At 31.6% G+C, this 15286-nt stretch carries 9 protein-coding genes; 2 read left to right on the top strand and 7 right to left on the bottom strand.

The window, feature by feature from the left end:
• Positions 1-116: 116 nt before the first annotated feature.
• Positions 117-1184, top strand: coding sequence for a ribosome small subunit-dependent GTPase A (gene rsgA, locus V1T75_RS00225; protein ID WP_330486549.1), 1068 nt, complete (start codon positions 117-119; stop codon positions 1182-1184).
• Between the two features lie 694 nt (positions 1185-1878).
• On the opposite strand, the gene V1T75_RS00220 is transcribed toward rsgA, so the two are convergent.
• From V1T75_RS00220 to V1T75_RS00190, 7 genes are all read right to left on the bottom strand, one after another.
• The gene (locus V1T75_RS00220) at positions 1879-3789 is read right to left on the bottom strand and encodes an OmpA family protein (protein ID WP_330486548.1); all 1911 of its coding nucleotides are present in this window, start codon (positions 3787-3789) and stop codon (positions 1879-1881) included.
• A gap of 11 nt (positions 3790-3800) precedes the next feature.
• Entirely contained in the window at positions 3801-4736 is a 936-nt protein-coding gene (locus V1T75_RS00215; protein ID WP_330486950.1) for a PorP/SprF family type IX secretion system membrane protein, read from the bottom strand.
• A gap of 15 nt (positions 4737-4751) precedes the next feature.
• Positions 4752-5972: a gliding motility-associated C-terminal domain-containing protein gene (locus V1T75_RS00210; RefSeq protein WP_330486547.1), complete on the bottom strand. Its 1221-nt coding sequence runs from the start codon at positions 5970-5972 to the stop codon at positions 4752-4754.
• A gap of 491 nt (positions 5973-6463) precedes the next feature.
• Positions 6464-9322: a hypothetical protein gene (locus V1T75_RS00205; RefSeq protein WP_330486546.1), complete on the bottom strand. Its 2859-nt coding sequence runs from the start codon at positions 9320-9322 to the stop codon at positions 6464-6466.
• A 737-nt stretch (positions 9323-10059) separates the two neighbouring features.
• On the bottom strand, positions 10060-10812 hold the full coding sequence (locus V1T75_RS00200; RefSeq protein ID WP_330486545.1) for a LytR/AlgR family response regulator transcription factor: 753 nt from the start codon (positions 10810-10812) through the stop codon (positions 10060-10062).
• 2 nt (positions 10813-10814) lie between these two features.
• Positions 10815-11465 carry a sensor histidine kinase gene (locus V1T75_RS00195; protein ID WP_330486949.1) on the bottom strand — a complete coding sequence of 217 codons (651 nt, stop codon included), beginning with the start codon at positions 11463-11465 and terminating at the stop codon, positions 10815-10817.
• Positions 11462-13840 carry a hypothetical protein gene (locus V1T75_RS00190; RefSeq protein WP_330486544.1) on the bottom strand — a complete coding sequence of 793 codons (2379 nt, stop codon included), beginning with the start codon at positions 13838-13840 and terminating at the stop codon, positions 11462-11464. Before V1T75_RS00190 ends, V1T75_RS00195 begins: the two co-directional genes overlap by 4 nt.
• A gap of 731 nt (positions 13841-14571) precedes the next feature.
• Here V1T75_RS00190 and V1T75_RS00185 point away from each other — a divergent pair.
• Positions 14572-15060, top strand: coding sequence for a nitroreductase family protein (locus V1T75_RS00185; RefSeq protein WP_330486543.1), 489 nt, complete (start codon positions 14572-14574; stop codon positions 15058-15060).
• Positions 15061-15286 lie beyond the last annotated feature (226 nt).

The following is a 15286-nucleotide window of genomic DNA, read 5'->3' as shown; positions in this document are numbered from 1 at the left end:
TCTGGAGCATTCCTATGTATTAACATTTTACATATAAACACATTAATTGTGAGCGCTTATATTCATTTCGTTTATGAATAACATAAGTGTTTGCTCTATTTTAAAATACTTAAAATATGAAACTAGAAGATTTCGGATATAACGATAAGATAGAAAAACTAAAGATTGAACATCACTTAGAAGGCTTTGAAATTGGAAGAATTATTTCGGAGCATAAGGAACGGTATGTTGTTACAACAGAAAAAGGCGAATTTGACGCAGAAATTACAGGAAACTTAAGATATACTGCAAATACCCGTGAAGATTTTCCTGCTGTGGGAGATTGGGTTGCGTTGATAATATATGATTCTTATAATACTATAATTCATAAGGTACTTCCTCGAAATTCAATAATTTCAAGAAAAGCAGTTGGTCGTTTTGGCGATTTACAAATAATTGCGACAAATATTGATTACGCCTTTATTATGCAGGCGGTTGATAGAGATTTTAGTATCAATAGAATTGAAAGGTACCTTACCATTTGTCATACTTCAAACATTCAGCCTTTTATTATTCTTACTAAAATTGATTTGATAAGCGAAGTTCTGCTAAATGAATTGATAGCTACCTTAAAAAAGAGGATTAACAAGGTACCTGTAATTGCAATTAGTAATACCTCTAAACAAGGTTATAAGGAGCTAAAAGAGGGTATAGTAAAAGGTAAAACATATTGTCTTTTAGGTTCCTCTGGTGTTGGGAAATCAACCCTCGTTAACACACTTGCAAACAAAGAATTGATGGATACTAAAAATGTTAGTAGCTTTTCTAAAAGAGGGAAGCATACAACTACACATCGAGAACTCATACTTCTTGATAACGGTGGCATTTTAATTGACAATCCAGGAATAAGAGAAGTTGGAATAACAGATACATCGCATGGTCTAGAAAAAACATTTGAAACAATTTTTGAACATTCTAAACATTGTAAGTTTAAAGACTGTACGCATACTATAGAAATTGGATGTTCGGTTATTGAAGCTGTTGAAATTGGAAAAATTGATGAATCTTCTTATAATAACTATTTAAAAATGAAGAAAGAAGAAGAACATTTTGAAGCTAGTATTGCTGAAAAAAGGAAAAAGGAGAAAGATTTTGGAAAAATGGTCAAACATTTTAAAAAAATTAAAAAGTCTAGTAAATACTAAACAACACTAGGCCTTCAGACAACAGCGGTTTGAGTTTCTATTCAAACCGTTTTTTTTATGTAGTGTTTTTTTTGATATTCTTCTAGACGATTATTCCAATATTCCATAGAAGAGACGATAATCCTGTCAAACTTTAAGAAAAACTCAATAGACTTTTTCCTCTACTGATGGAGAGATTATCAATAAATAACATGTATGTCACTTTCTTAAAATTTTATTTAAAAGAAAAGCATAAAACATTGAATTTATCATTTACTTACTCTACTACTACTCTTTGTCCCCTAGAGCAAGTTTTTCCAATAAAAACAATTGGGAGTGTTTTATGCTTAAATTAATACATTTGTTTTTCTTATTTCACTTAAATTTTCCCATCCTTTTCCTTTCCAATATTAGCTTCTCACCACTCAATACATAACTGAAACATACACAAAATAAAGGCTCTTTATATAATTTTGAGGATATAATAACTATTCCTCTAATAAGACCTGTAATTGTAAACAAAGTCATCATTGATTTCTTTTAATCTTAAAAACTTAAAACTTAATTATTAACTTTCTTGTTACTCTTTTACTTCTTTAAAATTTATTACAAAAAAGCATAGAACATTGAATTTATTATTTTGCTAACTCTATCGCCCCCAGAGTACGCTTTCAAATAAAAACAAGAAGTTTGTTCTATGCTAAAAAAAATGTATTTACTTCTCCACTATAAAAAAGTGAGACCTCCTATTAACTTGATAATCTCTTTCTGAACACCTCTTACCATCAACACATTTGTTTAACGATTTATCTTCTCCGTAACCTATAGCACTTTCTATTCTATTTGCACCAACACCTCTCGATAAAATATAATTTCTAGTAGCCTTTGCTCTTTTATCAGATAATATTCTATTATAATCTCTTAATCCTCGACTATCCGTATGAGATTCTATTCTAATTACTACTCTTGGATACTTTTTCAAAACCTCTACTATTTTTTCTAATTCTACTACAGCATCAGGTCTAATATTTGACTTATTAAAATCAAAATAAATAGTAATATTTAATAATTTAGCTATATCTTCTCCCGAAACAACATCTTTGCTATTAGTAGTTAGTTTTAAATTGTGCTCACGATTTTTCTTACCTGCTTTAGAAAAAGCATTATCACCATCAAAATTTTGTTTTACAGCTTCTATAACATAGTTAGTTTTTATATCTACTTCAGCTTCATAATACCCATGCTCATTTGTCTTTGTTTTGTATTGTTCCTTATGGGTAAGGTCTCTAATTATTACTTGTGCATTAGGAATAACTTCTTTTGTGTCGCTATTTGTCACTGTGCCATAAATTATACCTTTAAATAAATCGTTAATATCCTTGTTTTCTACAAAACTATAAATATCATCATACCCCAACCCATTAGGTCTATTTGAACTGATATAACCTTTATGATTCTTTATAGCAAAAGAAATATCGTCATAGGCTGTGTTTATTGGAGATCCTACATTAATTGGTTTTCCAAAATCATCTTTATAAATTTTAGAGTAAAACACATCATATCCGCCAAATCCATAGTGTCCATCAGAAGAAAAGTATAATTCATCATTTTCTGTTATAAAAGGGAATGATTCCCTTCCTGGTGTGTTTATATTTTTTATAGCTTCTACCTTACCTAAAGTTCCGTCGCTATGTATGGGGACATAAAAAATATCTGTTTGCCCTATAGATCCAGGTCTGTCAGACACAAAATATAATCTTGTATTATTTTTAGTTAATGCTGGATGTGCTGTAGAAAAATGATCACTATTAATTGTTAAATCCTCTATATCTGTCCACTTTCCATTCTTTAGATGGGCACGATATATTTTTAATCTTACATATTTAGTATTTGACTTAGAATGGGCTGTTTTATTGTTTCTCGTAAAATACATGGTTTTTCCATCTTTGGTAAAAGTTGGGGAAGTTTCATGGTATTTAGAGTTTACCTTACCTTTTAATTTAACTGGCTTTCCCACAACATTACCTGCTACAATTTTTGCTTCATATAAATCCATAAAATTTAAACCACTCCAAGCATCTATTCTTTTAAACATTGAAATAGTATCTCTTGTAGAAGCAAAGACTAATTTATTGTTAGTTACTGCATTACCAAAATCAATTCCTGAAGAGTTAATTTTTAAAGGTTTTAACTCGTATCTTCCTGAAACTTCTATCAGTTTTTTTTGATTATTTACAGTGTTATTATCATTATAATTTCCTGTCATAATTAAAAATTGCTCATACAATTTTTTAGCTTTTTCTTGTTCTCCAATGGATTGTAAACATTGTGAATATCTTAAATAGGTAATGGCTTTTGGTGTATTTTTTTCTAAAAAGAGTTCTTTATACCATTTTGAGGCTTCATCATACCTGGCGTTAAAATAGTACGAATTTGCCAAGCGCTCGAAAAGCTCTACTGATCTATAACCAGATTCTGCAACCTTTTTATAAATATCTATGGCTTCTATAAATGCTATTTCGTTATACTTTTTATTTGCCTTATCTATTTTTTTTTCTTGACAGAAACTATATGAATAAAAAAGAAAAAATGTTATCAATAAAAAAAGTAGTTTTTTATTTATCATATATTTGTTTTTTAAAAGAATCTTGGGCAAACAGTTGATCTTACTTTGGTAAATAATTCAAATCTCAAAAATATTTCATGGGATCCTGAATTATAATCACCTAACTCTGTTGTATCATAGTCATAAGCATATCCAACCATTATTTTATCACTAGCTTGTAATGCCATTAAACCGCTAATTGACGCATCCAATCTATAAGCTGCACCAAGTGTAAATTTTTCGTTAAATCTAAAGTTTGCTGATACATCTATAGACAGTGGAGCGCCTACAACAGCTTTAGCTAAAAAAGCAGGTTTAAACTCAACCATTTCACTTAAATCAAATACATATCCACCTATAAGATAAACATGAATTTGTTCTGTAACATTAGAAACCTTATTATTCTCATAATGTTTTGTTTGTAACAAATTAGGTGTAGATAAGCCTATATACCAATTGTTTTCGTTATGCCAATAAAAACCTACTCCAACCATTGGTGAGGTCTTATTATTAATATTATTTCTAAAATCTGGATCATTAATTTGTTCAATGGTTAGTTTACTGAAATCTATATTTAACATATTAAAACCACCTTTAAGGCCAAAAGATAATTTTGAATACTCAGAAACTGGTATTGTATAAGAAAGGTCCACTGAAATATTATTTTCTGTTGATGGTCCTATTTCATCTCTAATAAAAGATAACCCCATACCAATTCCTCTATCTCCCAAAGGAAAATTTGCCGAAAGACTATAAGTTTTTGGAGCTCCATCTAACCCTATCCATTGTGAGCGATGTAATGCATTTATGGAGAGCATTTCTCTACTACCTACATAAGCTGGATTTATTACTTGAGTATTGTACATGTATTGTGTATACTGTGAGTCTTGTTGACTATAACTATTAAATACAATATTTAAAATACATATTAAAAGCCAAATATGTTTCATGCTATTTTTTATGCTTATACCCATTGCCTATTTTTAATTTTTATCACTTGTTAAATATAAATATCCAGATTTTTTATATGGTCTGACATTGTTATTCTCATCGATATAATTAAGCTCTAAAATGTAATAATAAGTTCCTGTTGGTAATTTGTTATCTTCTTTACCAACTGTTAAACGCCCTTCAGAGTATCCTCTAAAAAAATTATTTCCAACCCCATAATTACCTGATTCATAAACCTTAACTCCCCAGCGGTTGAATATTTTAACTTTAATGTTTTTATCAACGCAACCAGAGCTAAGGTTTTTAATTGAAAAATAATCGTTTTCTCCATCTTCATTGGCTGATACTGCATTAAATATAGTTAACTCACAAGGTGGGGCTATCTTAGTAACTCTAGCCAAAGTATATATACCATATCCTGATATAGCCGTTGTTACAGTTTTGTTAGCTGTATCAACAACTCCTCCTTCGTCTACCCAATTATTAGTTACTTCATCCCATCTTACTATGTGTATCATGTCTTCTTGTGGTAAAGCTATTATTTCTTCAGGTGTGGTTTCTTCACTCCAAGATAAGGTTACGAGTACATCTGAATTTCCTAAAGTTCTATTTATAACCCAGTACTCTTTGTTATCAATAATTCCAATATGGCTTTGTTTATTAATATGAGGATAAAGATTATTAGAATTCTCTAAAAAGTATTTGCCATCATAGCTATCTGTTAGTAACTGAGGTGCACTTATGCTAGCATGCCTAAAGTAACCTTTATCTCCTATAGGAAAAACAAAGTCCGTATTCCCTTCTTTCAATACAGTACCATCTACATGACTACTGTTCGATGTATTAATATGATAGCCGTCTTGCTCAAAAATAAACTTACCCCCATAATCATCATTATTTACAATACCTAGATTATAATTGCTTTCATTAGCTATACTAATAGTACCATATAGATTAAATGGGGACTCACTAACACTATTGCTAAACAGTACATTATACAAATAACTTACACTATTTCCAGTAATATTTTGCACAGTATTAAAACTAACAAAACGAGTTAATCCTCTATTAAAAAAATCTACTGTACCATCATTATTAAAGTTAGCATATATATAACTATCACCATCATTATAAAATTGACCCGTTGTAGTATTATTTAAGTCTTCTAGAGTAGAAAATGTTGTATTAGTATTTACCACAAACATTCCTACATTAGTTGTTTGTGCTGTCAAATTACCAATCAAACTAATCATTAATATTAAATTTATAATTTTTATACCCATATATTTATTTTTTATTTATTATAAAATAATATTGTTATAAAAGACTTCATAGCATTAGCATCTGGTATCACTACTCCTCCATAAAATCTGCTAGCACTTACAAAATCTGATTAAAAACTGAAACCAGCATATTTAAAACAGCCTTTGTCCCCTCTACAGGAAAAATAAAATTATTACATCCATATATATGATACCACCGTAAACCCCATTATGGTATTCATTGTCTTCAAAAAACACTAAACTCATTAACCATTATTTAGTGAAATCCTGTGTAATATGTACATCACTGTCATCGGTATTTAGAAAGCAAAGTGAACACTTATTACCGTATTGGGAGCTGCTGATAACTCACCCCAGTTATCAATAACTCTTAGGTACTTGTCTTAAAAAAACAACTAAAGAAAAGTACCAAAAACCTAATTGTTTTATACTTTTTCATTTGTTTGTATAAAATTTAATTTCTATTGTCCTCCCGACATATAAACTATAACTGCTCTATTTTGAGAAGCATTATCATAATTCCAAGGAGAGATATCATATGGTGCATTTTGGTTTCTAGCTTGAAAAAATATTGTTTGCCCAGCATTCAAAAATACCATATCATGTACACTAACTATTCCAGGAACACTACAACCGGTATCATGTGTATAAAATGTTGTTTTACCCAAACTTGAATTACCTCCTGGTTGAGCTTCATTAGGTTTAGAAATTCCTAATCTATATAAAAAATTTGCCCCACAATTCCTTTGTGCATAGGTAGCTGAAACATAGTATAAACCAGTAAAAGGTGCCGTAAAATTATAATTAACATTATCCCATGCATTATATGGATCAGCCTTTTCTACATTATATTCTACTGTTTTAATTTCTCCTGTATTTGCTTCTGTTAATTGTGTCCCTCCAATACATACATCAGCCATTACTTGACCTATAGGACTAGGTACTATATCTCCAGAACTACTAACTCCAATAAGCTTTGCCTCCTCATCGTAAGCAGCAACCGGAATTACATTTGTTAAATTGGTTAGTCTTACTCCTGAAGTGTTGGCAGTCCCACTATTTATTTCCAGTTTATTAGTAGGATTCGTAGTGCCAATACCTACTTCCCCGTCACCATCTACGGTCATTCTTTGATTATTATTGGTAATCATATGTACACTTCCTGTCCCTTTGGAACTAAGGGATAAAGAGCTATCTGTATTAGAACCTGTTTTATAAATGCCCTCCCAGCCTATACCAACGCCTTGGGTTCCGTTAGTATGTACAAACTCGGCACCGTTGCTACGTTGACCAATATTTCCTGTAACATAAAAACTTGCAGGAGGTGAATGTGTCCCGGTACGGGCTACTTCTGAAACCTCAAATTTGGAAGTTGGTGAAATGCCTATTCCTACATTGCCTGTGCGTGTAATTGCAGAAGTTTGATCTTCACCGGTAACGGCCCATGCATCACCATCAGTATCGGAATTGATAATATAAGGATTTCCCGAGGAACCGTCCCCTGATATTGTGATGTTTGTTCCAGCGTTTATTACACTGACACCGTCTGCGCCTGCGGGACCTTGTGGGCCTTGTGGGCCTACTGCACCATCTGCGCCTGCGGGACCTTGTGGACCTTGCGCACCTACTGCACCGTCTGCGCCATCTGCTCCTGCGGGACCTTGTGGGCCTTGCGCACCTACTGCACCGTCTGCGCCTGCGGGACCTTGTGGGCCTTGCGGACCTACTGCACCGTCTGCGCCTGCGGGACCTTGTGGACCTTGCGCACCTACTGCACCATCTGCGCCATCTGCGCCTGCAGGACCTTGTGGACCTTGCGCACCTACTGCACCATCTGCGCCTGCAGGACCTTGTGGACCTTGCGCACCTACTGCACCGTCTGCGCCTGCGGGACCTTGTGGACCTACTGCGCCATCTGCTCCTGCGGGACCTTGTGGGCCTTGCGGACCTACTGCACCGTCTGCGCCTGCGGGACCTTGTGGACCTTGCGCGCCTACTGCACCGTCTGCTCCTGCGGGACCTTGTGGACCTACTGCACCGTCTGCTCCTGCGGGACCTTGTGGGCCTTGTGGACCTACTGCTCCATCTGCGCCTGCGGGACCTTGTGGACCTTGCGCACCCACTGCACCGTCTGCGCCTGCGGGACCTTGTGGACCTACTGCACCGTCTGCGCCTGCGGGACCTTGTGGACCTTGCGCACCCACTGCACCGTCTGCACCGTCTGCTCCTGCGGGACCTTGTGGGCCTTGCGGACCTACTGCTCCATCTGCGCCTGCGGGACCTTGTGGACCTACTGCTCCATCTGCTCCTGCAGGACCTTGTGGACCTTGTGGACCTACTGCTCCATCTGCACCTGCAGGACCTTGTGGACCTTGCGCACCTACTGCTCCATCTGCACCTGCGGGACCTTGTGGGCCTTGCGCACCTACTGCTCCGTCTGCTCCTGCGGGACCTTGTGGGCCTTGCGCGCCTACTGCACCGTCTGCGCCTGCGGGACCTTGTGGACCTTGTGGACCTACTGCACCGTCTGCGCCTGCGGGACCTTGGGGACCTTGCGGACCTACTGCACCGTCTGCGCCTGCGGGACCTTGTGGACCTTGTGGACCTACTGCTCCATCTGCACCGTCTGCTCCTGCGGGACCTTGTGGACCTACTGCTCCATCTGCTCCTGCAGGACCTTGTGGACCTTGCGGACCTACTGCACCTGCTTGAGTGGACCAACTTATTCCGTTAAATGTATATAAATCCCCCGTACTCTCATCTACATAAACATCGCCTGCTACTCCTGTTACTCCTGTCGTGGTTGGATCGCCATTGCCTGTTTGAGTGATCTTTAACGTTGTGGTTGTTCCATCCTCTGAACTATAAGTTACCAATCCATTGGTCTGAATTAACGTCGTTACGGTCTCTTGTCCTTGTTGTACCCAGTTTGTTCCGTCAAATGTATAAATGCCTCCCGTACTCTCATCTACATAAACATCGCCAGCTACTCCTGTTACTCCTGTTGTGCTTGGATTGCCATTTCCTGTTTGTATACTAGAAATCTTTCTCCACCTTCCATCATGCCAGTAGTAATAACCTGGTGTTATATCTGATTTTGTTTCTGTACAATATACCAAAAGGCCTTCAACATTACCATTTGTTATGGTTGTTGTATCTAAAGTACTTGTTAATGGAACTTTAGGAATCAAAACTCCTCTATTACTAGAGACAATTTCTAATTGAGATGATGGATTTGGCATCACCGTTCCAATTCCTACCTGAGCCTTGACCTCACAAACTAAAGTAATTAGAACAATAAACAGTAATTTTAATTTCATAATAGTTCTATTTGTAAATATTACGTAAATATCTTTATTAAAGAAGGAACAATAAAAAGGAAACAAATAACTGTTCTATAAAACAAAACAGCTGAATACATATGACTAATAACTGTCTAATTTTAAATTAAAAAAATGAAATAATTTTATTTTTTTGAAAAATATCTAACTAAGAAAATGCCTTTGAACTGGTGCTATATTTTTTTCAAAAAGGTAAAGGTTTTATATTATTTAAGCGTATTTTAAGTATTTGAAAAAGTTCATTTATCAAAACTAAAAACCATAGTATAGAATAATAACATTTGTTATCTTTTTATAGACTAAAGTTATGAGTAAAAAAAAGTGATAAGGGTAGTAATTAAACAAATTTAACTACTAAAAAAGTTTTTCAAAGTATTAAAAATTACATCAAAAATATTTTTATTTAACTCAATAATTCGAAGCATATAAGCTTATTAAAATGAATTAACTAGTACCATAAACCTAATAATTTAGAGTATACAACTATTGAACATCTGTCTAAGAAAGTTTATATTTTAACGTACTTAGATAGAAGGTTAGAATTGAATAATCAACTTGAATTATTAAATAGAAAATATTAATGAATAGTTAAGGTTTTAAAAATGAGCTTACTTGTAGTAATAATTATTTAATTTAAAGCTATACAAAAAATAAATTTTTACAGACTTATATTTTAAAATCAAGAACGTAATAACTATACTTTATGTATATACGTTTTAAAATTTAATTATCTCTCTTAATCCTTTACTTCTTCTCTTTGCTAATGGTAACGTAGTCCCATCTATTAATTCACAATAAAAACCTTTTACTTTAATTAAGTAATTTAGATTTATAATATAAGAATGATGAATTCTAAAAAACATAGAAGATGTTAATTTTTTTTCATATTCCCCAACGTTTTTACTTGACACATATTCTTCTCCATTTCTTAAAATAAATATTGTATATATCCCTTGAGATTTACAATAAACAATATTATCTTCTCTTATTAAAATCGCATCTGTTTTAGAAGAAATTGCTATGAATTTCTGCTCTTTACAAACTTGTAGTTTTACATAATTTTTTAACTCATTTAAAGCAGTTTCATTAAAGTTTACCTTGTTTTGGCAATTTAAGATTGCTTTGTTTACTGAGTTCTTTAAATCATGTATATTTATTGGTTTTAAAAGATAATCTACCGCATTCACTTTTATAGACTTTAAAGCATATTGGTCAAAAGCTGTTGTAAAGATTATTTGAAAATTGATTGTTTCAATGCTGTCAATCAGCTTAAAAATAAGTTCATTATTCATAAGAATATCAAAAAAAACAATATCTGGGTTAATTTCATTTAATAATATCTCAGCTTCGTTTACATTCGTAGCTACGCCACTCACCAACAAGTTCGGACAATACTTTTTCAAGAGATAACTCAATAACTTTGCACAATGAGTTTCATCATCGACTATTAAAACTTTAAACAATTCCATATTTATTTGTTCTTTTGGTGTTTTCTTGGTGTTTTTTTATATAAAGGTATCATTAACACAACCTCTGTTCCTTTAGTTCTTTTTTCTCTTACTTTTAATACTATTTTTAAAGTATGCATCTCATTCAATATTTTAATTCGTTCATTCAGAATTTTATTACCATAAGACCTGTACTTTCCTTTTGTTGCTATTTTTTTAGCTGCTTCTATACCTATACCATTATCTTTTATTACACCTAGAAGAATATTATTAGTTTGTTTAAAATTAATTTCTATTTTTTTTTCCCCTTTTTTATTTTTTAACCCATGTATTATAGCATTTTCTACTATGGGTTGAAACAACATAGGAGGAATTCTAACCGTATCAATTAATAACTCTTCATCAATATTAAAAATTACGTTTATTTTAATTTCATTTTTTAATTCAGTAAGTTTTAAATACGTTTTTAAATATTCAATTTCCTCTTTAAGTGTTATTCTTTCTCTATCACTATTTTGCAAAGTAATTCTAAGCAACCTTGAAAAAGAACTAATGTATTCATTTACAACTTCTTCTCCTTTTAAAAATAAGACACTTTGAATATTATTTATTACATTGAATATAAAATGAGGGTTCATTTGAGCTCTATATGCTTTATCGTGTAATTGTCTTATTTTATAAGTATAATACTTTTTTTATTTTTGATTAAATAATAATATCGTGTTACTATTAGAATTATCATTAAAATTAAGGTGGTATTTACAAAAGGTTTTTGGTAAAAAGCTCTCCTTATATTTATATTATATCTTAAACTTTTTTCTCCCTCACCATTAGGATTTTCACTTCTAACTATTAAGTTATATTTTCCCTCTGGCAATGCGATTAAATTTATCTCCCCCATATCACTTGCAAAAAACCAATTAGTATGTAATTCTGGTATTTTATACATAATTTTACCTCCATTAATACTCCCAAAAGTTAAAGAAATATAATTTTTATTATATGGAATATCTATATTTTTTATTTTTTCTAAGTTATATTGATTACAAATCATACTATCTAAAGTTTTATTATAAAAAAATGCTTTTATTAATTTAACTTTAGATTTCTTTTTTTTCCTTTTAATCTCATTAGGATTGAATATTGTAATTCCATTTAATCCGCCAAAAACCAAAAGAGAATCATTGTGTTTATAAAATGACTTTTGATTAAATTCATTACTCGGTAATCCATCATTAGTAGAATAACAAGATACTTTTTTAGTCTGTTTGTTAAACCTTGCCAATCCATTGAAAGTCCCTAACCAAAAATCTTGATCCGTCTCTATAATACTTACTATTCTTTTATCTGGTAATCCATTTTCTACACCGTAGTGTGTTATCTTACTTGTTTTAGTGTTTAATATATCTACACCATTTACAGAACCAATCCATATATCATTTTTATTACTTAAGTGTATATCATATATCCTATCTTCTGTTAATTTATATGTAATATTTTTTGAACTGTAATGTCTTTGCTCTCCCGTTTTTTCGTTAAAAGAAAAAACCCCATTATATTCAGTTGCAATCCACAATGTGTTCTTATGAATAAGGATATCTTTAATAAAGTATTCTTGTATGTTAAACTTTGCATTGTATTTTTTAAATTTATGTGTTACTTTATTAAAAAGTAGCAACCCAAAGTTCCCTCCTAATAACATTTCATTTCTGTTATAATCTAATAATGCTTGACATATAAACAACTTACCTTTCTTTTGTTTATAAGGGATATCATAAGTGTCTAACTTTTGGTTATTAATGTTATAACTGAAAATTTTATTATTTACTCCAGAAAACCACAATAAAGAGTCTTTTTCCTTTATTAAATTCCAAAAGAAAGGACCTGATTCTTTTTTTTCAAATAGTACCTCTTCTTGATTATCTTTTATTTTTAAAACCTTGAGGTTATCGATTACATAAACATTTTTATCCTTATCAACTGTTATGCCTCTCGTACTTCTTTCCCTTTCTCTTGACTGCATAAAGTTCTTAAACTTATTTCTTTTAAATATAACTTTATGTAGCCTTCCAGCTGTAGCAACTAATAAAATATTTTCATTAAGTTTTATTTGATTAATATTTCTAGTAAAATTAATTGTAGTTATCTTTTTAAGTTGTTTCCCTTTTTTTAACCAGCTATATATAGACAACGTACTGCCTTTAGCTGAAATAAAATCAATTTTATAGTTTTTTAAGTAATTATTTTCTTTATCAACACTTATAACTAAATCTCCTGGTACATTAATTACCTGAGCATTTAATTTTGATAAATAATCATATTGTTGATTATAATTATCAATCGCATATTTTCCTGAAGTATTTTTTGTAAAAATTGTTCCATTTTCATATACTACTGAAGTACCTTTTATATTTAATTTTGGTTTATATATTAACGAAAATTTATTTTTCTCTTTATCCAATAAATAAATTTTGCCCCTCTCCTTAATAATTACATCCTTTTTTATAAAAAAAACTTTTAACCACCTGTTTAATCTATTTTTAGGGTCATCATATGCAATCGGGTATCTTGTTACTTCCCCTTGAGCATTATATTTTAGAATTACATCTTGTTCCGTAATCATCCAAACATTTTCATCACTATCTAAACTCAATTGAAAGGGCTTGATAATTTTTCCATTAATGTATTCTTTTTTTAACTCCCCATACCCCGTTAGCGGATTAAAGATATAGACTCCCCCTTTTTCTATTGATGCGTAGATTACTCCATTTCTTTTCTGCAAAAAATCAACTATTTGAATTTTTTCATTATTTTTTTTATCGATATTTAATTCATGATAAACTTCATTATTACCAAAATCTTCTACAAAAGCGTTGTGATTAGTATACCAAACGACTCCATCATTATCAAATATAGTATTACTATATGTCTGATAAGCTTGTCCTCTATTTTTAACTTTAATTTCTTCTATCGAATAATCAAATAATAATTGTGAAAAAGTAGAAAGTGAATAAAAAAAACAAATAAAAAAACTGTATTTTATTTTCATTAAAAAAAAATAATTGTAGTCCGCAAATGTAAAAAAAATTAAAAAGCTATATATTTTTTTTACCTGATTGCTAATGTTTTACATATAACAAACCATTCCAAATAAAAACAAATTTATATTTATTTCATTATACTTATCCCCCTGTCATCCATCGGCAAGAATTCATAAAAACCACTGTTAAATCATTGTTAATTCAAACATACACAGATATTTAAATTAACAATGTTATTATATTTTTCCATATTCAAATATGATGAAAAAGCTACCTCTATTATTACTTATTATTTATTCTATTATTTTTTAGCCCAGAATAGTACTGAACAAGTTAGAGTTTTAGGCTACTTGGTATAGGTCTTGTCTAAAAGGGATTTTATTAAAGAATTAATGAGTTATAAAAACGAACAATTCAAACTTTATTTTTTATCCTAGTTGTGTTTTAAATACATTTTAACCTCCAGTACTAGGAGTAATAATATCGGTGATATTAAATAGTTTTTTTGTTTCTTTTGGGATTTCAGAAAAAGTTTGCTTACTCCGTAGATTTTTATCATCCCTTCCACTTTTGTCGTATTCTTAAAAAATTATACTATGACTTTAATAGACAACCTTGAATGGCGATACGCCACTAAAAAATTTGATGCTTCTAAAAAAGTTTCAGCACAGCATATAGAACTTTTAAAAGAGCAATTCAATTAGCTCCTTCTTCTTATGGTCTGCAATTGTATACCATTTTGATTATAGAAGACAGTGCAATAAAAGACCAGTTAAAAGCTGTTTCTTACGGACAGAGTCAAATTACGGATGCTTCGCATTTATTTGTGTTTTGTAATTATTCAAAGGTTACCAATGACCATATAGATGCTTATTTTTCTTTAAAATATGAAATAGAACAGGTAGACATTTCTAATTTTAAAGGGTATGCTGATTTTATTAAGTCTGATGTTATGAACAGAACTTTAGTTGAAAAGAACCAATGGACTTCTAACCAAGTTTACATTACTTTGGGAAATTTGCTTAATGCTTGCTCTGAACTTAAAATAGATGCTTGTCCTATGGAAGGTTTTGACGCCGAAGCTTATAACAAAATATTAGACTTGGATAAATTAGGGTTAAATGCTGCTGTAGTTGCTCCTGTTGGTTATCGCTCAGAAGAAGATAGCTCTCAACACACATGCAAAGTGAGGAAACCTATAGAAAGTCTTTTTATAGAGTATAAGTAATTACAACTCTTGAAATACAATAGTATAACCGTACATTTTTTGTACGGTTTCTTATTTTGTTTTATATTGGATGCTTGAAACATTAAGAATAAAATTGCTACCATTTCCTTTTTCTTATTTTCCTAAACAAGGAATATAGCAACAGAATAAAAAACAATAAAGACGTGTTATACCTCCTTATTGGTTGTATAACAATGTATTTACATCTATATAAACAAGTTAGGCA

The sequence above is a fragment of the Tenacibaculum sp. FZY0031 genome, from assembly GCF_036350695.1.
Classification (GTDB): domain Bacteria; phylum Bacteroidota; class Bacteroidia; order Flavobacteriales; family Flavobacteriaceae; genus Polaribacter.
Note: the sequence above shows the minus strand (reverse complement) of the source record. Positions and strands in the feature narration are given on the sequence as shown.